The sequence below is a fragment of the Vagococcus lutrae genome (assembly GCF_003987555.1).
In the GTDB taxonomy this organism is placed as follows: domain Bacteria; phylum Bacillota; class Bacilli; order Lactobacillales; family Vagococcaceae; genus Vagococcus_A; species Vagococcus_A lutrae.
Genome location: NZ_NGJW01000007.1, coordinates 81,481 through 104,919, shown reverse-complemented (window position 1 = coordinate 104,919; position 23,439 = coordinate 81,481). Strand labels below are relative to the sequence as shown.

Sequence of the window (23,439 nt, the reverse complement as noted above, 5' to 3'; positions counted from 1 at the left end):
TATAACTGGTTTTTTAAGTAATGCGCAATCTACAGTATATAAAGTAAATAATATTTTATTTAAGTACTTACGAAAATGCTTGGAAAGTATAATTCATTAAATGAATTATACTTATAAATAAAAGAAGCCAGTATAAAAAGGGCATTGTGTTTTGATAATAGGCTGTGGTTAGTATATTTATGAATATTTTTGGAAATGCGGGGGAAACAATGGCTAGAGTAGAGAAAGTCGGGGCAAAAGAAAACACAAGAATAATAAGTAGTTTTATCAAGGGAAATAACAAATCGGTTACTTCAAAGTTAGGAGAAATTTCTAATTTAGAACAAATAGGTCAGGGCGGTAATGGTCTTGTCTATGCTGGAATTCAAAATAATCAAGAGGTTGCAATAAAATTTCTTGTAGAAGATACACAATCCAGTAAATTAGAACGCTTTAAAGCAGAGTATTTTAACATTAATTTAATAGAAGAACGTACTAACATCGTTAATTATATTAATTATGAAGAAATTCATCTAGATGCTGATAATATTGTTCCGGCTATCATAATGAAAAGATATGACAAATCCCTAAAAAAACTAAGAGAGAGTACTCCAGAAATAAGCGAGAAGGTTTTCATTAAATTATTTGACTTTTTACTTAACACTTTAGAAAAAATACACCGAAATGGAATAATTCACAGAGATATTAAGCCTGAAAATATTTTGGTGACACAAGAAACTGACTTTGTTTTAGCTGATTTTGGGATTGCGAACTATAACGATGATTTATACACACTAAAAGCAAAAACGGAAAGAAAAGAGAGATTAGGAAATTACGAATTCTCAGCTCCTGAACAAGCAAAGAAAGGTGCTGTTCCAGCTCCATCAATGGATATATATGCACTTGGTCAGGTATGCCAATGGTACGTATTTGGAGAAACTCATAGGGGAACAAATAGAAAAAGGATTACTGATGTTTTTGAATCAGAGGAAGCTGTACTTATAGAGAAAGTATTAGATAAATGTCTCTCTAATAACCACGAACAAAGGTATCAGAGTATTGATGAGATTTTTGACCATATTGATCAAATCAAGGAGGAACGAAGAGAAGTTGACCCATTTCAAGACATGTCTATGTTTAATGATGTTATTAGGGCTACTTGCCCTTCGGTCTCTAGAGGGATACAGTTTGTTGAAGATGAAAAATATATAAAAAGGTTAGTTGAAAATATCAATAAGAAAAACTTCAAACGTAAACTCTGGTTTAATACTGGAATAGCAAATTCAGAATTTAGTAAACTGAAGTATTTGGGAGATAAAAAGATTTTATTAGATTATAGAGAAATAAAAATCAAAGGAATCTGGCTGTATATTGGTAATGTTTATGATGATTTAATTATTTTGGAAACAGAAGAAAATGAACCTTTTTTTATAGACGGAGAAGAGGTTTTTAGTGCTCTAATAGTTAATAATAAATATATAGTAGATGGCTATCATCAGAATGCAGGATATATAGAAATTGAGGGTGAAGTATATCCATTTAGGGAACTAGAAATAGAAGAACGTGATAGATTAAATACCTACAAATATTATTTCATAGGTACCATGTATCATTGTTCGATACTATCGCAAAATGATCATTTATTAGATACATTTCAGAAACAAGGAATATCAGATAATGAGACAGTAGCAAAATTAATAAAAGATTTAAGAAAGAAAAAACATGAAGAAGTATTATTTAGATTATAGTACCAAAATGTTTTTTCTTGCCATTTTTAACAAAAAAGATATGAAATCTAATGAACATACAAGTATATATCGCCTCCCGATTGTTTTTTGTGGTACATTAATCATATAGGAGAACGGTATGCTTTTTAATACCTAAAACTAAAAAAATTAACAAAGGGCTGATGAATCATTTTTCTATTCATCAGCCCTTAAATTATAGAGTCAATATTAATTTTAGTAGGGTTTATTTTATTTACTCAATATTTTATAGCTTTTACTCCCTACGCTGTTTTTCTTGCCCACAATGTCATTCCGCATAGTGTTACGACTACTGGGATTAGCCAAGCCATACCGACTGAAGCAAGTGGTAAAATGCTGTCTAGTTTATCAAAAGAAGTTACCATCGCAGGAATGGTCATAATTTTTGTCGTGATGACTTTTAAAGCATCGATAACGGCAAAGATAGTGGCAACCCAAATGGTGACACGATAGACTGTTTTTTTGCTTTTGAAGAATGGGTCGGCAAAAGCTAAGAAAATTAGGCTAATGGCGAGTGGGTATAAAAATGAAAGTACAGGTGTAGCGATTAAGATAATCGAGCTAAGTCCAACGTTCGCAATTAAACCACCAAGTAGGCTAAAAAGATGAACGAATTGACGATAGCTAATGTTCGGGAAAAGTTCATGAAAAGTTTCGCTACAAGCACTAATCAATCCAATCGCTGTTTTTAGGCAAGCTAAGGTGATAATCGTTGCGAGTAAAATAACGCCATAAGAGCCAAAATAGTAGTTGGCAATTTGATTAAGTGCGACGCCACCATTAGGAGCTGTAGCCATTTGATGACGGCTAGTTGCTCCGATAAAGGTTAAGCTGCCGTAAATAACCGCCATTAAAACAACAGTAAAAATACCTGATTTAAGCGTATCAAGAGCGATTTGTTTAGGCTCGTGAATTCCAAGTTGTTGAATGGCTTTAACAATAATAATACCAAAGGCAAGAGCTGCTAAGACGTCCATCGTATTATACCCTTCGATAAAGCCAGTAAAAAAGGGTTGTTGATAGCTTGGATCAGCTGGGATGTCTTGTATATTTCCCATAGGTCGAATAAAACTAATTAAAATAAGTGCACTAAGAAATAATAAAAATAATGGATTTAAAATTTTTCCAATCCATAGCATCATTTTACTTGGGTTGAGTGACAAGCGCCATGCAAGTAAAAAGAAAATAATAGAAAAGACTAATAACCATAGCGAGCGTTGTTGCGCATTTAAGTAGGGAGCAAAGCCTACTTCAAATGAGACGGTCGCCGTTCGAGGTAAGGCAAAGAATGGTCCGATTGTTAGGTAGAGAGCGATAGTGAAAAATAATCCGAAGCCTTTGCTTGCTTTCGACGCGAGGTCGTAGATGCCTTGACTTTCTGAAAAGCCAATCGCGAGAATCCCTAAAAAAGGTAAACCGACACCGGTAACGATAAAACCAATGGTTGCCAGAGGTGTTTGGTTACCAGCAAGTTGTCCCATTAAAACAGGGAAAATTAGATTTCCGGCTCCAAAAAATAATCCGAATAGTAAGGAACCGACTGTTAGATATTGTTTCATTGTTAAGTTCTTTTTCATAGAAAGCCTCCTTTTTTTATATCATACCGTGATTGTATAGTAAATGTAAGTATTTTCAGAAAAAATTTTTAAAAATTGAGTTGTTTTTATTGAATTATGACACCTTGTCGTATATAATGACAAGGTGTCATAAAGTTGTTTAGCAAGAGAGGGGGCAAATGAATGCCAAAAGAAACGTTTTTTAGATTACCTAGAGATAAGCAAGAACGCATATTAGAAGCAGCGCATGTTGAGTTTTCACAGCACTCTTTAAAAGAGGCGTCTGTTTCGAGTTTGATAAAGCTTGCTGATATTCCACGTGGTAGTTTTTATCAATATTTTGAAGATATGCGTGATCTTTATTATTATTATTTTGAATTTTTAAGAGAAGATAGTTTTAATAGTTTTGTCACATTACTAAAAGCCTATGAAGGTGATTTGTTTAAGACGTTAACGGATTATCATAAAATGTTTTTAGAAACAATTTTGATGGGAGAAAATGCTGATTTTTATCGTCATTTCTTTTTAAATATGGATGATTATGCTACACGAAAGGTTTCCAAGCATATCATTCGAGATAATGATGAGACTGGAAAGTGTCCAGTAGGGCGCTATCATCGTGAGCGTTATGATGTGTTTTCTTTGATTGATAGCGAGGTATTAAACGTATCGTCGGATAAAGAGATGAATGAACTATTACGTTTTGCGTTGCAAATGTTTTTTTCCAGTATTCTGCATGCCTATCGAAAAGAAGACATCCCTGTTGAACAATGTATGGTAGAAGCACAAGCTGAGTTTTCTCAGAAAATACATTGGTTAAAATATGGTGTAGTAAAGGAAGGAAGGTGCTAAGATGTTAAAAATTATTAAGAAGATGTCTATGACGTCAATTATTGGCGCAATCGTCTTTATGTTTGTTCAAGTATTAAGTGATTTAAAACTGCCCTCATTAACATCAGATATTATTAATAACGGGGTAGCTAAAGGGGATATCGATTATATTTGGTCGGTAGGTCTCGTCATGATTGGTTTTTCAGTAATTAGTATTATAGCCGCTATTGGTAATACGTTTTTTGCGGTAAGAGAATCACAGAAAATTGGTCGTTCATTGCGTTCAGAGTTATATAGTAAAGTAACGTACTCTTCTCATGAACAGTTTGATGAGCATGGTACAGCGTCTTTAATTACACGAACAACTAACGATGTTAATCAGATTCAATTAGTATCGCAATTATTTTTACGGGTGATGATTACAGCGCCAATCATGTTGATAGGGGCTAGTACAATGGCTTATCGAAAAGATCCTCAATTGACGAAGATTTTCTTTTATGTTTTGCCTATTTTGGTTGTCTTTATCGGAGTGATTTTATATTTTGCGGTTCCATTATTTACATCATTACAAAAGAAAACAGACCGTCTGAATTTGGTCTTTCGTGAAGGTTTAACCGGTGTACGTGTTATTCGGGCGTTTAATCGTGCGGAGTATGAAGCCAATCGATTTGATGAAGCGAATCAAGATTACGTTAATACAGCGATTAAAGTTAATACGATTGTGGCATTTATGATTCCTATTGTCACGTTAATCATGAGTGGAACGAATGTGGCGATTATCTGGTTTGGTGGGCATTATATTTCAGAAGGAACACTAGAAGTGGGGAATTTAATTGCCTTTATGACGTATGCTATGCAAATTCTTATGAGTTTTATGATGATGAGTATGATGTTTGTCTTTATTCCAAGAGCTCAAGCATCGGCAAAACGTATTAATGAAGTGTTGGATATGGAAGAAAATATTCAAGATGACACTCAGACTGAAGTGATTCCAACTAGTCCAGCTAGTTTATCGTTTGAGCATGTCGATTATCGTTATCAAGGGGCTGAAAAATTAGCGTTGCAAGATGTGAATTTTTCTATGAAAGCCGGTCAAACGTTAGCGATTATTGGCGGAACGGGTTCTGGTAAATCGACGTTAGTGAATTTAATCCCACGTTTTTATGATGTTGAGTCAGGAAGTATTAAAATTAATGGGGTTGATGTAGCAAAAGCGAAACAAGCAGATGTGCGCGAGCATGTTGGATTTGTGACGCAACAAGCGAAATTATTCATCGGGACGATTCGAGAAAACATGCAATATGGGAATAAGAATGCGACGGATGAAGAAATCTGGAAAGCACTTGAAATTGCGCAAGCGAAATCTTTTGTTGAAGGATTGGAAGACGGCTTGGATAGTAGAGTCGAGCAAAACGGAGATAATTTCTCTGGTGGACAGCGTCAGCGTTTGTGTATAGCACGAGCTTTGGTAAAAAAAGCGAGCGTCTATGTTTTTGATGATTCTTTTTCAGCATTGGATTTTAAAACAGATAAGAATTTACGTGCAGCGTTATCAGAAGAAATCACGGATGCGGTTATCGTCATTGTGGCACAGCGAATTAGTTCTGTTGTCGATGCCGATGAAATTTTAGTGATTGATGATGGTGTGATTGTAGATCAAGGAACACACGAACAGTTGAAAGCAACCTCTGAAACTTATCAAGAAATCATGAGTTCTCAACTACGAGAGGAGGAAATTTAATGAGCGCACAACGCGGACCAGGACGTCCAGGTGGTCATGGCCATGGAGGAAAGAAAGAAAAAGCGAAAAACTTCTGGGGCACGACAGCCCGTCTTTTAAGATATATGTCAACAAAAGCTTATGCGATTGGGTTAGTTTTTGTTTTAGCTATTGTGGCGACGGTATTTCAAATTCGGACGCCGAAAATTTTAGGTCGGGCAACGACAGAGATTTTCGAAGGTTTGAAAAAAGGGTTCATGCAGATGAAAGCTGGACAGCAAATCGACAAGTTTCCGATTGATTTTGATGCGATTAAGCGCATTTTAATGACAGTTATTTTACTATATGTGATTGCTGCTGTTTTAGGGATGATTCAACAGATTATTATGACGCGTGTTTCACAGCGAACGGTTTATCAACTTCGAAAAGACTTGAAAAATAAGATGAATGTTGTGCCGATTAATTATTATGACACTCATTCAAATGGTGATATTTTATCGCGTGCGATTAATGATATGGATAATATCGCTGCCACGTTACAACAAAGTCTAACGCAATTAGTAACCAGTATTGTAACGTTTATTGGGATTTTAATTATGATGCTTTCTATCAGTTGGCAACTGACACTTGTCGCGTTTATCACGGTTCCATTAAGTTTGATTGTCGTGATGATTGTCGCGCCAAAATCTCAACGTTTCTTTACTACACAACAAAAAAGCTTAGGTTTACTGAATGACCAAGTAGAAGAAACTTACGGTGGTCATACGGTAGTGAAAAGTTTTAACTATGAAGACCGTGCGATAGATGTGTTTGAAGAACAAAACAAAACGTTATATGAAGTAGGTTGGAAAGCGCAGTTTATTTCATCTATGATTATGCCGTTGATGAACTTTATTAAAAACTTAGGCTATGTATTTGTTGCGGTATTAGGGGGCGTGAAGGTAGCTAATGGACAAATGCCACTTGGTGACGTTCAAGCATTCTTACAATATACGAGTCAGTTCTCACAACCTATTACACAAATTACGAATTTGATGAATACTATTCAATCAACGATTGCTTCAGCAGAACGTGTCTTTGAAGTGTTGGATGAACAAGAAATGTCAGATGAGCCTTCAGGAATTGAACCTATTGAAACTAATGCGAAAGTGATGTTTGACCATGTTCAATTTGGCTACGACCAAAAAGAGTTACTAATGACAGACTTTAACTTAGCGGTTAAAGAAGGTGATATGACAGCGATTGTTGGACCAACTGGTGCCGGTAAAACGACGATTATTAATTTACTCGAACGTTTTTACGATGTCAGTGGTGGTAGTATTAAGTTAGAAGGAACGGATATTCGAGATATTTCTCGTGAATCATTACGTTCTCGTTTTTCAATGGTGTTACAAGATACGTGGCTCTTTACTGGGACGATTTATGATAACATCCATTATGGAAATGAGTCAGCGACAGAAGAAGAAGTCTATGCAGCGGCTAAAGCAGCTTACGCTGATGAGTTTATACGTCGCTTACCGCACGGCTATGATACGGTTTTAAATGAAGAGGCAAGTAATATCTCACAAGGACAACGTCAATTAATTACGATTGCGCGTGCTTTCTTAGCCAATCCTGAGATATTAATCCTTGATGAGGCGACGTCTAGTGTTGATACGCGAACAGAGTTACTCATTCAAGAAGCGATGAGTCGTTTGTTAAAAGACCGTACGAGCTTCGTTGTAGCCCATCGTTTATCTACGATTCGAGATGCCGATACAATTATCGTTATGAATCAAGGTGAGATTGTGGAAACAGGTAACCATGATGAATTAATGGCTAAAGATGGTTTTTATGCTGATTTATACAATAGTCAATTCTCTGAAGAGGTGGCTTAAGAGTAGAGCTTTCAGGAAATGTCATGATTTGACATTTTCTGAAAGTTTTTTTGCTTTGCTTATCATATCAATACCCTTTTTTAAAAAATCATGGTAGGATGATAAACAGGGTATGTGAAAAGAAAAGTGAGGGAAATGGAGAATGACGGACAAATTTCGTATAGCGCCAGATACAGCAGTAGGCTTTGTGGCGTTAAAAGTAGAAAATTTAGAAAAACAATTAGCGTTTTATCATGATATTTTGAAATTTGATATTTTAAGTGAAGAAAATGGGATGGCATTTTTAGGAATCAAAGAGACGAAAGAACGTTTGCTCGTCTTAATGGAGAAAGAAGACGGTATTCCAAGCCCGTATACACACAACGGTTTACATCACTTAGGGTTAGTTGTACCATCTCGCGTCAAGCTAAGTAAAATCTATCAACAATTACTCGCACATGACTATCCTGTTATCGAGTTAGTCGATGTTGGTTATGCTGAAGAAATCTTTTTAGAAGACCCAGAATACAATGTCATTAAAATTTATTGGGATAAGCCGACTGTGAATACGACACCAACTATGAAACAAATAAAACCGTTAGATAAAGCGTCACTACTAGCTGAGACGAAAGAACCTTTACGTGGATTGACCGCTTTAGCACGTGTTGGTCACGTTCATTTAAATGTCCATGACTTAGAACAAAGTATGGCGTTTTATCAAGATGTTTTAGGTTTTAGCTCTCAAGAAGTACCATTCGATAGTATTAAATATTTGTCGACCGATAAAGACTACTATGATGTCTGTATGAGTAATTGGTATAAAATCGACGAAGAAACACAAAGTGATGAAAATCTTGGTTTAGATTATATCGTATTTAACATGCAAAGTGTTGAAGAATTAGAAGCGTTAAAAGCGCATCTATGCCATCGTGGTCATGACTACTACTATGATAAAGGTAAGCAAGTCTTACAGTTAGACGATCCTAATGGGATTCATTTGTGGTTTCATGTAAAACGTGTCAAAAAATAATGAAAAAGCTTCTGTTATGAGCATCATGACAGAAGCTTTTTATTTTTACTCTTTCTTTTTTTTGAAATATTACCTACAATATGAAAGACATCACAAAAAGGAGAAGGTAGATGAAAAGAGTAAATCAGATAGTTTTAAGAGGAATATTGGTAGTATGGATGATGCTTGGAGGTGCGTCATCTATGCAAGCTGTTTCGTTGATGGAGTTAATGAATGAGTCACCATACGAGGTAAATGAAAGTGACCAACCTAAAGCCAGTCTCGTATATGAACTAGAAACAGGACGTGTTGTTTGGGAAAATCAAGCAGATTTAAAATGGAAGACGGCAAGCGTTTCTAAGTTGATGACGATTTTTGTTGCTTTGGAAAAACTTGGGGAAGAAGGATTGAATCAAACCATCACGATTACGCAGCCTTATGTCGATATGGCACAAGATTACAATCTCAGTAACAATAATATGCAATTGGGTGCGACTTATACCATACAAGAACTCCTTGATTTGATTGTCGTCCCATCGTCTAATGCCGCGACATTATTATTATCGGATATCGTGTCTGACGGTGACCGCGCTTTATTTGTACAATGGATGAATGAAACGGCGAGTCAATTGGGGATGGAAAATTCAACCTTTTATAATCCATTGGGCGCGCCTAATAAATATCTAGGGGTTAATATGGTGCCAGGTGCTGACCCAGAAGGAGATAATGAGTCTACCGCGCGTGATTTAGGGATTTTAACGTATCATTTGCTAAAGAAATATCCTTTTATACTTGATCACAGTAAGAATAGAGTGGTAACAGTCAAAGCGGGTACGCCGTATGAGGAAACGTTTGAATCGCATTTACACTCTTTGCCAGGAGCTATATATGAATACGAGGGCTTTGACGGGATTAAGACTGGGTCTAGCGGGAACGCTGGTTTTAATATGTCTGCTACTGCTAAGCGTGGAGAAACACGCTTTGTTGAAATTTTGTTAGGAATAGGCGATTGGAGCAATCAAGATGGTGAGATGATTCGCCATACGTTTGGAAATGTATTACTAGACTATGCGTTTGATCGATACGAGTATCGCTTGCTTGCCGAAAAAGGCGAGGTGGAGATTGACGGTCAAACCTATCTGTTAGCAGAAGATTATTATGATGTTGTTCCTAAAGACAGTGAGCCAATTCTCACGTATCAAGCTGAGGATAAACGCGTGAGCGTTCAAAGTGAATTAGCTGCATTAAAAGAAGATGTGGGTGAACGAGGCGTAGAAGCAGAACTTAAAACGATTAATCCGTTAAAAAAATCGACGACTAAGACAACCACATCACTAAAAACGATGACGTTTTGGCATCAGTGGCAACAATTGCCGCTGACCTTAAAAGGATTGTTTTCTATTATTGTTGTATTAGTCCTACATATTATTTTATTGATAATCGCATTAGTTAAAAAATGGCGCCGTCATTAAGCGTTTTGTTGAAGAGTGGGAAACCACTCTTTTTTTATCGAGTCTTTTTAACTAGGCGGTAATATGGTAAAATGATTAAGATTGGCTATAATAGAAGTACAATTAAAAATAGAGCAAATAAGAGGAATGACATCGATGACGAAATTTATTATAAATGGTGGTAAAAAGTTAAAAGGAGACGTTGCAATAGACGGAGCTAAAAATAGCGCGGTGGCTTTAATCCCAGCAGCGATTTTGGCAGATTCTCCAGTGGTCTTAGAGGGTGTACCTGATATTGATGATGTCCACGCATTAAAAGAGATATTAGAATTAATGGGCGTAAAAGTGACGTTTGAAAACAATGAAATGACCATAGACCCACGTGGTATGGTATCCATGCCTATGCCTAGTGGAAAGATTAATAGTTTACGGGCTTCTTATTATTTTATGGGGGCATTACTGGGTAAGTTTGGTGAAGCGGTTGTTGGCTTGCCTGGTGGTTGTTATTTAGGCCCACGCCCGATTGATTTACATATTAAAGGTTTTGAAGCATTAGGTGCGACGGTTAGCAATGAACACGGTGCCATGTATTTGCGTACCGAAAATGGTGACCTCGAGGGAACGCGTATCTATATGGATATGGTTTCGATCGGTGCAACGATTAACGTCATGTTAGCAGCGGTTAAAGCAAAAGGAAAGACTGTGATTGAAAACGCAGCAAGGGAACCTGAAATTATCGACGTAGCTACCTTGTTAAATAATATGGGAGCTAATATCAAAGGTGCTGGCACAAATGAAATCCGTATTGAAGGGGTAGAAAAACTTTCTGGGTGTCGTCATGCGATGATACCTGACCGCATAGAAGCGGGCACTTACTTAGCTCTTGCTGCGGCAGTGGGCGACGGTGTTCATGTGACGAATGTCATTCATGAGCATTTAGAGAGCTTTTTATCAAAGTTAGAAGAAATGGGCGTTAATATGGATGTTCGTGAAGATAGCATCTTCGTTCATCCAGTGGATAAGTTAAAACCAGTCAATATTAAAACCTATCCGTATCCTGGTTTTGCGACTGATTTGCAACAACCTATTACCCCACTGTTGTTAAAAGCAGAAGGAGAAAGTGTTATTGAAGATACGATTTATCAACAACGAGTGAATCACATACCGGAGCTAGCACGAATGGGAGGACGTTGTCATGTTGAAGGGAACATGATTATTTCTGACGGACAGTCTGTTTTAAAAGGAGCAGAAGTAGCGGCAACGGATTTACGAGCAGGTGCCTGTCTAGTCATTGCTGGCTTAATGGCAGAAGGAACGACAACAGTTACGAATGTTGAACATATTTTAAGAGGGTATGATTCGATTGTCGATAAGTTGACAGCTCTTGGTGCTGATATACGAATGGATGACGAAAACTAGATTTAAAATCAGAAAGGATACTTATGAAAGATTACCTAACAATGGGAGAACTGGATAACAGCACGTTAAAAGAAATTTACGAGTACGCGCGTCAGTTTAAAATCCCGTATTACAGTCAAATGAATAAAAAGGAATTGTCGCTTGCGGTAATTCGGGCACAAGCTGAAAAACAAGGCTTCTTCATGATGGAAGGCGTGCTAGATATTGTTTCTCAAGATGGGTATGGATTTTTACGTCCGATTAACTATAGCCCAAGTCAAGAAGATATCTATATTTCATCTTCCCAAATCCGTCGTTTCGGTTTACGAAATGGGGATAAAGTTGGTGGAAAAGCGCGTCCGCCAAAAGAAAGTGAACGCTATTATGGCTTAATGCACGTTGAAACAGTCAATGGAAAAAATCCAGAAGAAGCGAAAGAACGCCCGCATTTTCCAGCGTTAACAGCGATATATCCTGATCATCAGCTTGTGTTAGAAACGACACGTGGCCGTTTAGGTAGTCGAATGATTGATATGTTTTCACCGATTGGCTTCGGTCAGCGTGGATTAATTGTAGCACCACCTAAAGCGGGGAAAACAAGTTTAATCAAAGAAATTGCCAATGGCATTACGGAAAATCATCCTGATGTCGAGCTTATCGTTTTATTACTAGATGAGCGTCCAGAAGAAGTAACCGATATAGAACGTAGCGTTAAAGCAGATGTCGTTTCTTCGACGTTTGATTTACAGCCACAAAATCATACGCGTGTCTCAGAGCTCGTATTAGAACGGGCGATGCGTCTAGTGGAAGATAAGCGCGATGTGGTCATCTTAATGGATAATATTACACGGTTGGCTCGTGCCTACAACTTGGTAATTCCGCCAAGTGGTCGAACGTTAAGTGGAGGGATTGATCCTGCGGCTTTTTATCGTCCTAAAAAATTCTTTGGCGCCGCACGTAATATCGAAGAAGGCGGTAGCTTAACGATTTTATCTACGGCGTTGATTGATACAGGCAGTCGTATGGATGACGTTATTTATGAAGAGTTTAAAGGGACAGGTAACATGGAACTACATTTATCGCGTGAGCTAGCGGAACGTCGCGTATTCCCTGCGATAGATATTAAACGTTCGAGTACGAGAAAAGAAGAGCTGCTCGTCAGCAAGGAGCAACTCGAAGAAACTTGGAAGATTCGTCGCTTGATGAAAGGTGACTCTTTAGGTTACACGGAACAATTGTTAGAAATGATGCGTCAAACGAAAAATAATGAAGAATTGTGCTTAGCATTGAAAGACGTTTCTTTATCGAACAAAAGGTAGTTGTCTTTTATAGTGAAACGTGCTATCATAGTTCTGTTATAAAAACTTAAGAAGAAACTCTGTTTCAGCAAATGATTCAGGGCAAAGGAGAGAAAATCATGAAACAAGGAATTCATCCAGAATACCATCCAGTTGTGTTTATGGATACAACAACAGGCTTTAAATTTTTATCAGGTTCAACAAAACACTCTGATGAAACTGTTGAGTGGGAAGACGGTAACACATACCCATTAGTACGTGTGGAAATCAGTTCTGATTCACATCCGTTCTATACAGGACGTCAAAAATTCACTCAAGCAGACGGACGCGTGGACCGTTTCAACAAGAAATACGGTTTGGCAGACGAAAACGCTGCAAAATAATTTTAGAATTCAAAGACATTGCTTTGGCAATCGTTTAAGAGCTTCCTAACAAGGGAGCTCTTTTTTTAAAGAGTAAGTTAAGAGGATCATTTCACAAACTTAAGTGCTTTCTTAGACGAAAACACTTAAAAATGCCGGTATTTTCACGAATTAATGACGACTCTATATAATCTTATTTTAATACTAGAATTATTATAATTTGTGTAGTATAATTAGATCGTTATATGTACAGAAAAGTTGGTTAGAATGTTTGAATGACAAAGGAGTTAATATATATGAACTATAATTTTAAAAGAAAGTTGAGCATGTTGTTTCTAAGTACGACATTATTAAGTGCCAATGTGAGTCCGATTATTGTTTTAGCGAATGAAAAAGATGAAGCGGCTCATCCGACGACAGAGGCAGCTCAGACGACAGAGGAAACGTCGGCAGAAAGCACAGAAACTGAAGCATCAGGTGAAGTGACAGAAGTTCCTGTCGAGCCGACTGTTCCAGTTGAGCCTGTACAACCAGAAGAACAACCTTCTCAACCAGAAGAGAAACCGTCTCAACCAGAAGAGAAACCAGAAGTACCGGAAGAAACACCTGAAACAAAACCAGAAGAAAAACCAGAGCAACCTTCTCAACCGGAAGAGAAGCCTGAAAAGCCGTCAAAGCCGGAAGAAAAACCTTCTCAACCGGCTAAACCAGAAGAAAAACCAAGTGTTCCTTCTCAGCCGACAGCTCCATCACAGCCGCAAGCGCCAGCTCTTCCACAAGTGACGCCAGTGGCACCGGCTTATCCACAGGGCAATCAAGTTGTCACGCCATTACCAGGTCTGAGCCAAGATTTGTTAGTGGAAGAAGGCAGTGTCAAAGTCACGCCAAATCGTGATACGCATGAGTTCCTAAAAGAGATTACTTTGCCAAGTTATCAATTAGCTAAAGAATATGAGTTGTTTACATCAGTTATGTTAGCACAGGCAATTTTAGAAAGTGCGAGTGGAAATAGCGATTTAGCTGCACCAGGTAACTTTAACTTATTTGGTATTAAAGGAACACATGAAGGAAAAGGTGTCTCTTTCTTAACACATGAAGATGATGGGCGTGGTAATCTTTACACGATTACAAGTGTCTTTAGAAAGTATGAAAATTATCATGACTCTTTAGAAGACTATGCGAAATTATTAAAGACAGATTTTTATAAAGGAGCATGGCGTACAAAAGACAACACATATGAAGATGTGACAGCTTTCTTAACAGGCCGTTACGCAACGGATACGTCTTATGCGAAAAAATTAAATGGCTTAATTGAAGCGTATGAATTGGATCGTTTTGACGATATGGATTTAACGGATAAAGAAGTGTTAAAAATTGTTGAAGATATTGAAATTGACGACAAAGACTGGGGTTACCCACTAGAAGAAAAAGCAACGACTGTCTCAGGATATGAGTGGCGTTTAGATCCATTTACCGGGCATGCTGATTTCCATACAGGCTTAGATTTACCAATGCCAACTGGAACACGTGTCTTAGCAGCGAGAAATGGGATTGTCATTCAAGCAGCAGATATGGGAGATAGTTATGGGAATTCTGTCATTATCCAGCATCCAACGGGATTATTAACACGTTATGCCCATATGGATAAGTTATCTGTTAAAAAAGGTGACACTGTTTCAAGAGGTCAAATGATTGGAACAGTTGGATCAACGGGACGTAGTACAGGTAGTCACCTTCACTTTGAATTGTTAAATGGTAAAGAAGGCTTGTACAAGGGTCATATGAATCCAAACTTAATTATTGAAAAATAAGCAAATATGGACATCCTAAACGATTTTGTTTAGGATGTTTTTTTCATCTTAGAACGGATATGTTAAAATGAAGAAAACAATGGGAGGTTTACCATGAAATTAGAAACGAAAGCGTTTGGCTTAGAAGATGTTTTTTGTTATTCATTTATAAATGAAAAAGGAGAAGTTTTTTCGGCGACGAACTTAGGCGCACGGATTGTATCATGGAAAGTATTGGATAAAAATCAGCGACTAATTGAAACCGTTTTAGGTATGGATAGTGCCACAGAGTATTTAGAGAAAGATCCTTACATAGGTGCAACGATTGGTCGTGTGGCAGGTAGAATTGCGAATGGCCGTTATACTTATGATAATCAAACAGTTCAACTCACTCAAAATGAACAAGGGAATACTTTACATGGCGGTCCTCATAGCTTTGAAGAAGCTGTTTGGGAAGCCGAAGCAACTGTGGAAAACGGAGTAGGGAAATTAGTTTTTCGTTTAATCAGTCCAGCTGGGGAGAATGGTTTTCCAGGCGATTTAAACGTCAAGGTCACGTATACGATTTCAGAAGATATGACGTGGCAAATCGACTATGGAGCTAAAACGAATGAAACGACCTTATTTAACCCTACGAACCATGTGTATTTTAATTTAAATGGTCATTACGAACAGACGATAGATAATCACTTGTTGTACGTGAATGCTGATAGGTACGTCCCGCTCCTTGCGAATAATTTGCCGGTAGGTAAGAAACAGTCAGTTGTAGAGACGGCATTTGACGTGCGAGATGAAACAGGAACGAGACTGGAAGATGTTTTCTCTTTAACAGATGAGCAAGTATTATCTGTTGGTGGCTATGACCATCCCTTTGTCCTAAATCAGCCTTCTTTAGAAATCCCACAGGCATCAATAAAATCATTAGAAACAGGTCTTACTCTCTCAGTGTATACAGATGCCGCATCTATCGTGATTTTTACATTAAATTTGGGAAATAAAACTATAACGATGCGCGAACAAGAAGTCAGACATCATAGCGGTATCACTTTTGAAACACAAGCATTACCTGATGCTATTAATCAAGAGGACTTTGGAAATATTGTGTTAAAACCAAATGACGTCTTTCGTTCGACAACGATTTATCGATGGCATGAAAAAAATCCACATTAATAATGTGGATTTTTTTACTTTTTGTTTAATTCATCAATCATTTTAAGTAGTTGAGCGCCAATATTTGTTTCTTTAACGCGCTTTCTTTTGACGACTCTGTCAACTAATCGTTTAGTAGATATAATATCCTGCCTGTTTTTCAACGCTTCTTTTTTTGATGTAAATGGTTGGTGCGCTACGAGTTGCATGCCGTATGAGTTGTAAATCAATGTGTAGCCAGCGATACCAGTGGTTTGTTGATAAGGTTTAGAAAAACCACCGTCAATCACAATGAGTTTGCCTTCTGCTTTAATAGGATTTTCACCGTTGATTTCTTTTACTGGGGTATGGCCGTTAATAATATGACTGTCAGTTTCGCTAAGGCCAAATTCTGTTAAGATGTTTTGGCATACCGTCGGGCAATTGCGCAAGCGGTAATAAGGATTTTTATTTTCAACGTGAGTCGCTTTGTCTTTAATAAAGTAGCGCTCAAATGTTGTCATCTCGTCTTTGCCAAATAGTGAGGAGTATTCGCCACACCATAAGTACCAAAGAGTGTCAGTATAAAAATCTTGATGAGAGTCAGGTTGTTCATAAGCAGTTCTGACAGCTTCTTCAAAAAAATCAAGAAGTGCCTTACCTTGATAGTGTTGATCGTGGAGCGTCAAAGATTGGAATTGCCCGTCTTCAGTTAAAGGCATGCAGCCGTGTATTAAGAGATTATTATTATAGCAAAGGTACATGCTACCTTTTTTAATTAAGAAATCGAGATGACGTTTTAATTTTTCAGAGTGTTGAAAAGCGTGCATCAGTTGTTTTAATACTTTTTTCTCTTCTGGGAGTAAAAGGTCGGGTGCTTCTGGGTTTACAGTATGAAAGCAAGTATTTTCTAAAGGATATGTCTTTCCATTTAAATGAATCGTTTCTGTTTCATAGTCAATATGGCGCAGTAACGCACGTTTTTCCATAGCATATTCAGGTCGGCGATCAATCCATTGTAGTTCGAGTTTAAATTGCATCATCGCAATAGCTTGATGAATCTGAGTGATTTGTCGTCGCTCTTTGTCGGTCAACTCACTATCTTTTGCTTCTTTTGGTCGAAAAGCAGGGTTGTCACCATAGTAAGTTTCGGCTAGGGAGAGTAGTGGACGTAAATTAATGCCGTAGCTATCTTCAATAATACTTAAATTGTTATAGCGAGCACAAATACGAATGACAGTCGTCATACATAAATGAGAGCCAGCGAAGGCACCAAGCCAAATGATGTCATGATTTCCCCACTGGATATCGACAGAATGATGATGAATGAGTGTTTCCATGATTTTATCAGGAGATGGTCCACGGTCGTAAATATCCCCTACAACATGTAGATGATCGACGACCAATCGTTGAATCGTATAGGATAGACCAATGATAAACGTATCCGCCTGTTTAAATAAAATGATGTCTGATAAGATTTGTTCATAATAATCTTGTTTATTATAGTCGCTAGCATCCTGATATAAAAGCTCTTCAATTAAGTAGGCTTGAGCGGGGGGTAATGATTTGCGAACTTTTGAACGGGTATATTTTGTTGATGAAAAGCGGACTAATTCAATCAATAATTGAATGGTTTCTTTTTGACAAATGTTTATTTCTTCATTAGAAATCATTTGTTGTTTAATTTCGTCTAGGACTTCTTCAGGGTAGTAGATGAGAAATGCTAGTTCATTTTGTTCATCTGTCGTCAGTTTATTTTGAAAGGCAACGGCTATTTTTTCTTTAATACTACCTGAGCCGTTTCTTAAAACGTGTTGAAAAGCTTCAAATTCACCATGCAAGTCACTCACAAAATGTTCTGTTCCTTTTGGGAGATTTAAGATAGAGCGGAGATTCATTAGCTCAGTGAGTTCTGCCGATGACGTTGTAAACCGTGTATTCAAAAGACTTTCCTCCTAATATTTAAGATATACCATATTGTTTATACAAGAATAATCATAGACTTAATAAAGGCTTTAGTCAACTGTACCAATTAAAGATAATAGTTGGTTAACTTAGGAGGTGTTTGCAACTAAATGATGAATTACGTATAATAGGAACGTCATAAGAACAGGAGTGAATAATATGAGAAATCCGATGATGCGTCGACCCGTTGTGAAACAGGAAGTGGTCGATTTTATTAGATATGAACAAAAGCCGTTACCAGGATTGCTTGGAGAAATTGAACGAACAGCGTATGAAAATAATGTGCCAATTATTCCGCATGAAACGGTTGTTTTTTTACAATTTTTACTCGGTCAGATAAAACCGCGTGAAGTACTAGAAATAGGCACAGCGATTGGTTTTTCATCTAGTTTGATGAGTCAATATGTAGGGGAAGACGGGCATGTGACAACGATTGACCGTTATGACGTCATGATAAAAAAAGCACGTGAGAATTATGAAAAGCTGGGACTGACGGAGCGTGTCACCCTTTTAGAAGGCGACGCAGCTGATGTGTTACCTACTTTAACCGGGCCTTATGATTTTATTTTTATGGACAGTGCGAAGTCGAAGTATATCGAGTTTTTACCAGAGTGTTTACGCCTTGTGCCAAAAGGCGGGGTTATTATGATTGACGATGTGTTACAAGGCGGAACTGTTACACATCCACGCGAGGCGATACCTAAAAATCAACGAACGATTCATCGTAAACTTAATTTGCTATTTGAAAAGGTTTTAAATCATCCAGATTTAACGAGCTCTATCGTGCCTTTGGGAGATGGCATTTTATTAATCACTAAAGAAAGTGATGACGTCGTATTATAAGATAGGAGTGTGCTGAAATAGGCATGCTCTTTTTATTTGTGTTATAATACAGATAAGGAGGCGATGACAATGAAAGGATATCAGCATATTCTAGTCGCGATTGACGGATCTCATAGTGCAGAGAAAGCATTTCAAGAAGCGTTGTTTTTAGCCGAGTTGCATCACGCCCATTTGTATATTGCCTGTATTGTTAATGATGTCGAGATTGCCTATAGTTTGTATAACTATGCGACCATGTTAGCGGAGGAAAAAGAAAACGTGGAAAAAGAAGTCCTGAAAAAACTGTACGATGCTAAAGAATATGGCGTTGAGAAGATGACTGGGATAGTCGAGTTGGGGAATCCTAAAGTATATCTTGCAAAGACCATACCAGAACAGTATCCTATTGATTTAATCGTTGTCGGTGCTTCAGGAAAAGGCGGTATCCAAAAGTGGACAGTTGGCTCGACGACTGATTATATTGTCAAACATGCGCCAGTTAATGTATTAGTAGTTAAATAAAAAAAGGCAAACGAACGTCTCTGTTCGTTTGCCTTTTTAAGAATTAAATATGAGATAACAAAAAAACCACTAGAAGTATTCTAGTGGTTTAGGACGTCACAGGAGGGATTCGAACCCCCGACCGTTCGCTTAGAAGGCGAATGCTCTATCCTGCTGAGCTACTATGACTTATGGCACAACACTAATGATTATATTGAAATTGCAAGTAAAAGTCAATGCCAAAATTTAAAAAATACTATTTAAAAATATACGTAGATTTAATAAAAATATCCCGAAAGTTAATAAAAAAGTTGATATAATAATATTTATCAAATCAAATGTCCTTTTTTTGAGTGATATTATCACTGGAAAACAAAAAATCAGGGATAGACAATTAAAAAGAAAAAAGCTAAACTTACGCTTGTTATTAAATGATGAAGCTAAGCCATATATTTAGGAGGTTTTTGCATGGAAAAAGTTGATCCGCGTGTTTTAAAAACGCGTAGTAAATTAAAGGCAGCGTTTCTCACGTTGTTATCAAAAAATCAAATTCAAGAAATAAACGTTAAAAACTTAACAGAAACAGCAGAAGTCACAAGAGGAACATTTTATCTTCATTATCGTGATAAAGAATTTTTTGTTGAAACGATGATGAGCGAGATAATGGATGAGTTCTTTTATGAAACGATGATTCCAGATACAGAAGACGAAACAGTCTATCGTTTTTCTTTAATGAAATATTTAGAATTTGCTGAGGAGAATATTTCTTTTTTTGAAACACTTATCTACGACCCTAATTCAGATTTTTATCGTCAGCAACTTATGGAGCGTTTGTCTGAAGAAATTCAAACGTATCAAAAGCATTATAAAAAAGATCGTACGCGTATTCCGCAAACAATCTTAATGAACTACTTGATGTATACGTTGTTAGGGTACGTCGATGGATGGGATGCCAATGGTAAGATTTATGCTACACGATACATGGCAGAGAACTTAAGTAAGATATTAGATTCTCAATTTATAGAAGAAGCTGGGATTGTAGACTTCTTTTATGGACCAGAAAATCAAGAAACTGTTAATAAAGGATAATAAAAGATTGACCTTGTGTCTATAATTTGGTACACTATTTCTGTTGTAATTGTGAGCACCACAACTACAACCGCTCAAAGTAAGTTTTAAGTATCTGTTATTGATCGCTTACAATGGCGAGTCTAAGTCTAATGAAGGAGGTGCTTTATAGCATGTACGCAATTATTAAAACTGGTGGTAAACAAGTAAAAGTAGAAGTAGGTCAAGCGATCTACATTGAAAAATTAGATGTTGCTGCGGGAGAAAAAGTTGTTTTTGATGAAGTGGTATTAGTAGGTGGCGAAGACACAAAAGTTGGAACACCATTAGTAGCAGGTGCAACTGTTGAAGGAACTGTTGAAAAACAAGGAAAACAGAAGAAAGTTGTTACGTTTAAATACAAACCTAAAAAACATACTCACCGTAAACAAGGTCACCGTCAACCATACACAAAAGTGATGATTGATGCGATTAATGCCTAAAAGAGAGGTTAGCCATGATACACTGTCGTTTTAAACGAGATAAGCAACAAACGATTACCATGCTAGAAGTATCTGGTCATGCGAACGCTGGCCCTTATGGAAGTGATATTGTTTGTGCTGCAGTATCCGCGATTGTCATCAGTACAATCAATGGTATTGAAAAGTTATCAGGTGTGGCACCTATTTTAGATATTGATAATGACAATGAAGGCTACATTTATCTGTCTGTTAGAGAAGACTTGACAACAGATGAAGCGTTAGTGACACAAATACTCTTGGAAAATGCTGTTTTAGGACTGCAAGATATTCAAGAAAACTATGGGGAATTTGTAGAAGTTTCTCATATCGACTAAGAAAATAGGAGGTGCGAACTCATGTTAAAAATGAATTTACAATTCTTTGCGACGAAAAAAGGGGGCGGTTCTACTGCCAACGGTCGTGATTCACAATCTAAACGTTTAGGTGCGAAAAGTGCTGATGGACAAACTGTAACAGGTGGTTCTATCTTATATCGTCAACGTGGAACAAAAATTTACCCGGGTGAAAACGTAGGTAAAGGTGGCGACGATACACTTTATGCGAAAATCGATGGAGTGGTTCGCTTCGAAAGAAAAGGCCGCGACAAAAAACAAGTATCTGTCTACCCAGTAGCACAGTAATCATTTGAAACTCTCTGTTAACAGAGAGTTTTTTTGTTTCTTGAGTAGAATTCATGAATATAAAGGATTAATGTTTAATTTCAACTTTTTATTTGGTATAATGGCATTGGAATTCTATTCTAGAAAGAAGGTTGATGTTGTGAATCAACGTGTAGAAAAATTAAGAAACTGGATGAAAGAACAAGATCTCGATGCCTTTTTAGTGACAAGTACTTATAATTTACGATATGTATCAGGTTTTACTGGCACGACAGGCTTGGCTGTTATTACCTTAGAAGATGCTTATTTTGTGACGGACTTCCGTTATACTAAACAAGCTGGGACACAGTGTGTTGGATATGAAGTCGTTCAAAATGTTGGACCTATTTTTGAAGAAGTAGGAAAAATTGTTAAAGAGCAAGGGTTAAAACGTTTAGCTTTTGAGGAGATGTACGTCTCTTATCAGCAATATGGCGTGTTAGACGAAGTTATCCCATGTGAGCTTGTTCCAGTTGCTGGGGCAATTGAAGCGTTACGTGAGGTAAAAGAACCCGGTGAAATTGAAATTATTAAACAAGCGTGTGCAATTGGTGACAAAGCCTTCACTCATATTTTAGATTTTATCAAACCAGGCATGACAGAAATCCAAGTGGCGACAGAGCTTGATTTTTATATGCGTTCACTAGGTGCTTCAGGTATTTCGTTTGATACGATTGTTGCAAGTGGCCTACGCTCATCTATGCCGCATGGTGTTGCGAGTGACAAAGTTATTGAAAAAGGCGACATGATCACGCTAGATTACGGATGCTATTTTAATGGCTATGTATCAGATATGACGAGAACTATTGCTTTAGGCGACCCTGGAGAAGAGTTAAAAGAGCTTTATCAATTGGTATTAGACGCACAGTTGAAAGTTAATGAAGTAGCTAAACCAGGTATGACAGGCGTTGAGTTAGATGCTGTGGCACGTGATTATTTCCGTAGTAAAGGTCATGCAGATGCATTTGGTCACTCTACCGGACATGGTATTGGTTTAGAAGTCCATGAAGGGCCAAGTGTTTCAAAACTCGCTCATAAAAAATTTGTACCGGGTAACGTGATTACAAATGAACCTGGTTTGTACTATCCAGAAATTGGTGGCGTACGTATTGAAGACGATTTGCTTGTGACCGAAACAGGTGTTGAAATTTTAACGCACTCACCAAAAGAATTAATTATATTATAAAATGAACGATTGTATTTAATAGGAGGACAAGAGATGATTTCAGTAAACGATTTTAAAACAGGTTTAACAGTAGAGATTGACGGAGGCATTTGGCGCGTTATTGACTTCCAACACGTTAAACCTGGTAAAGGTGCCGCATTTGTGCGTACAAAATTAAAAAATTTACGTAACGGGAATATTCAAGAAAAAACGTTCCGTGCAGGCGAAAAAGTAGGACGTGCCCAAATCGACAACCGTAAAATGCAATATTTATATGAAAGTGGCGGCAGCCATGTCTTCATGGATACTGAAACATACGAGCAAGTAGAATTGCCAACAGAGCAAATTGAAGAAGAATTAAACTACCTATTAGAAAACAGCGTATGTAACATTATCATGTACGGTGCTGAAACAATTGGTGTAGATTTACCGCATACGGTAACATTAGAAGTAAAAGAAACAGAACCTGGTATCAAAGGAGATACAGCATCAGGTGGTTCTAAACCAGCTACTATGGAAACAGGCTTAGTTGTACAAGTGCCTTTCTTTGTGAATGCTGGCGATAAATTAATTATCAATACTGACGATGGCTCATATTCTTCACGTGCTTAGTCA

Annotated in this window: 21 protein-coding genes, 1 tRNA gene and 1 other annotated feature; of the genes, 19 read left to right on the top strand and 3 right to left on the bottom strand. The window is 37.4% G+C overall.

Annotated elements, in window-relative coordinates; genetic code table 11:
• Nucleotides 1-209 precede the first annotated feature (209 nt).
• Entirely contained in the window at nt 210-1,727 is a 1,518-nt protein-coding gene (locus CBF33_RS06435) for a protein kinase domain-containing protein (RefSeq protein WP_126762640.1), read from the top strand.
• 260 nt (nt 1,728-1,987) lie between these two features.
• On the opposite strand, the gene brnQ is transcribed toward CBF33_RS06435, so the two are convergent.
• Nucleotides 1,988-3,322: a branched-chain amino acid transport system II carrier protein gene (gene brnQ, locus CBF33_RS06430; RefSeq protein ID WP_126762638.1), complete on the bottom strand. Its 1,335-nt coding sequence runs from the start codon at nt 3,320-3,322 to the stop codon at nt 1,988-1,990.
• 162 nt (nt 3,323-3,484) lie between these two features.
• On the opposite strand from brnQ, the gene CBF33_RS06425 reads away from it, so the two are divergent.
• From CBF33_RS06425 to CBF33_RS06380, 10 genes are all read left to right on the top strand, one after another.
• A complete protein-coding gene (locus CBF33_RS06425) occupies nt 3,485-4,153 on the top strand; it encodes a TetR/AcrR family transcriptional regulator (protein ID WP_126762636.1) in 669 nt (222 codons plus the stop codon).
• A 1-nt stretch (nt 4,154) separates the two neighbouring features.
• The gene (locus tag CBF33_RS06420; RefSeq protein WP_126762634.1) at nt 4,155-5,873 is read left to right on the top strand and encodes an ABC transporter ATP-binding protein; all 1,719 of its coding nucleotides are present in this window, start codon (nt 4,155-4,157) and stop codon (nt 5,871-5,873) included.
• A complete protein-coding gene (locus CBF33_RS06415; protein WP_126762632.1) occupies nt 5,873-7,729 on the top strand; it encodes an ABC transporter ATP-binding protein in 1,857 nt (618 codons plus the stop codon). Before CBF33_RS06420 ends, CBF33_RS06415 begins: the two co-directional genes overlap by 1 nt.
• Before the next feature lie 142 nt (nt 7,730-7,871).
• Nucleotides 7,872-8,738 (top strand): VOC family protein, encoded by an 867-nt coding sequence (locus CBF33_RS06410; protein ID WP_126762631.1) that lies wholly within the window; start codon nt 7,872-7,874, stop codon nt 8,736-8,738.
• 110 nt (nt 8,739-8,848) lie between these two features.
• Nucleotides 8,849-10,189 (top strand): DUF1958 domain-containing protein, encoded by a 1,341-nt coding sequence (locus tag CBF33_RS06405; RefSeq protein WP_126762630.1) that lies wholly within the window; start codon nt 8,849-8,851, stop codon nt 10,187-10,189.
• Nucleotides 10,190-10,324: 135 nt separating this feature from the next.
• Nucleotides 10,325-11,587, top strand: coding sequence for a UDP-N-acetylglucosamine 1-carboxyvinyltransferase (locus CBF33_RS06400; RefSeq protein ID WP_023606005.1), 1,263 nt, complete (start codon nt 10,325-10,327; stop codon nt 11,585-11,587).
• 23 nt (nt 11,588-11,610) lie between these two features.
• On the top strand, nt 11,611-12,885 hold the full coding sequence (gene rho / locus CBF33_RS06395) for a transcription termination factor Rho (protein WP_126762627.1): 1,275 nt from the start codon (nt 11,611-11,613) through the stop codon (nt 12,883-12,885).
• A gap of 98 nt (nt 12,886-12,983) precedes the next feature.
• Entirely contained in the window at nt 12,984-13,247 is a 264-nt protein-coding gene (locus CBF33_RS06390) for a type B 50S ribosomal protein L31 (protein ID WP_023606007.1), read from the top strand.
• Between the two features lie 275 nt (nt 13,248-13,522).
• Nucleotides 13,523-15,037: a peptidoglycan DD-metalloendopeptidase family protein gene (locus CBF33_RS09670; RefSeq protein ID WP_126762625.1), complete on the top strand. Its 1,515-nt coding sequence runs from the start codon at nt 13,523-13,525 to the stop codon at nt 15,035-15,037.
• A 93-nt stretch (nt 15,038-15,130) separates the two neighbouring features.
• Nucleotides 15,131-16,186 carry an aldose epimerase family protein gene (locus CBF33_RS06380; RefSeq protein WP_126762623.1) on the top strand — a complete coding sequence of 352 codons (1,056 nt, stop codon included), beginning with the start codon at nt 15,131-15,133 and terminating at the stop codon, nt 16,184-16,186.
• Between the two features lie 14 nt (nt 16,187-16,200).
• Here CBF33_RS06380 and CBF33_RS06375 read toward each other — a convergent pair whose 3' ends face one another.
• A complete protein-coding gene (locus CBF33_RS06375) occupies nt 16,201-18,087 on the bottom strand; it encodes a fructose-1,6-bisphosphatase (protein ID WP_126762621.1) in 1,887 nt (628 codons plus the stop codon).
• A gap of 181 nt (nt 18,088-18,268) precedes the next feature.
• On the opposite strand from CBF33_RS06375, the gene CBF33_RS06370 reads away from it, so the two are divergent.
• Nucleotides 18,269-18,952 carry an O-methyltransferase gene (locus tag CBF33_RS06370; RefSeq protein ID WP_126762618.1) on the top strand — a complete coding sequence of 228 codons (684 nt, stop codon included), beginning with the start codon at nt 18,269-18,271 and terminating at the stop codon, nt 18,950-18,952.
• Nucleotides 18,953-19,021: 69 nt separating this feature from the next.
• Complete coding sequence (locus CBF33_RS06365; RefSeq protein WP_244919694.1) at nt 19,022-19,453, top strand: universal stress protein; 432 nt, start codon at nt 19,022-19,024, stop codon at nt 19,451-19,453.
• A 94-nt stretch (nt 19,454-19,547) separates the two neighbouring features.
• Here CBF33_RS06365 and CBF33_RS06360 read toward each other — a convergent pair.
• Nucleotides 19,548-19,621: transfer RNA gene (locus CBF33_RS06360), tRNA-Arg, on the bottom strand.
• 279 nt (nt 19,622-19,900) lie between these two features.
• Between CBF33_RS06360 and CBF33_RS06355 the strand changes: the two genes are divergently transcribed.
• The 6 genes from CBF33_RS06355 (at nt 19,901) to efp (ending at nt 23,436) form a co-directional block, all read left to right on the top strand.
• Nucleotides 19,901-20,521, top strand: coding sequence for a TetR/AcrR family transcriptional regulator (locus CBF33_RS06355; protein WP_126762614.1), 621 nt, complete (start codon nt 19,901-19,903; stop codon nt 20,519-20,521).
• Between the two features lie 58 nt (nt 20,522-20,579).
• Nucleotides 20,580-20,655, top strand: a sequence feature (ribosomal protein L21 leader region).
• An 18-nt stretch (nt 20,656-20,673) separates the two neighbouring features.
• The gene (gene rplU, locus CBF33_RS06350) at nt 20,674-20,982 is read left to right on the top strand and encodes a 50S ribosomal protein L21 (RefSeq protein ID WP_023606014.1); all 309 of its coding nucleotides are present in this window, start codon (nt 20,674-20,676) and stop codon (nt 20,980-20,982) included.
• A 14-nt stretch (nt 20,983-20,996) separates the two neighbouring features.
• A complete protein-coding gene (locus CBF33_RS06345; protein WP_126762612.1) occupies nt 20,997-21,335 on the top strand; it encodes a ribosomal-processing cysteine protease Prp in 339 nt (112 codons plus the stop codon).
• 21 nt (nt 21,336-21,356) lie between these two features.
• A complete protein-coding gene (gene rpmA / locus CBF33_RS06340; protein ID WP_023606016.1) occupies nt 21,357-21,641 on the top strand; it encodes a 50S ribosomal protein L27 in 285 nt (94 codons plus the stop codon).
• A 139-nt stretch (nt 21,642-21,780) separates the two neighbouring features.
• Nucleotides 21,781-22,845, top strand: coding sequence for a M24 family metallopeptidase (locus CBF33_RS06335; protein ID WP_202585210.1), 1,065 nt, complete (start codon nt 21,781-21,783; stop codon nt 22,843-22,845).
• A 33-nt stretch (nt 22,846-22,878) separates the two neighbouring features.
• On the top strand, nt 22,879-23,436 hold the full coding sequence (efp, locus tag CBF33_RS06330; protein WP_023606018.1) for an elongation factor P: 558 nt from the start codon (nt 22,879-22,881) through the stop codon (nt 23,434-23,436).
• The last annotated feature ends 3 nt before the right edge of the window (nt 23,437-23,439 follow it).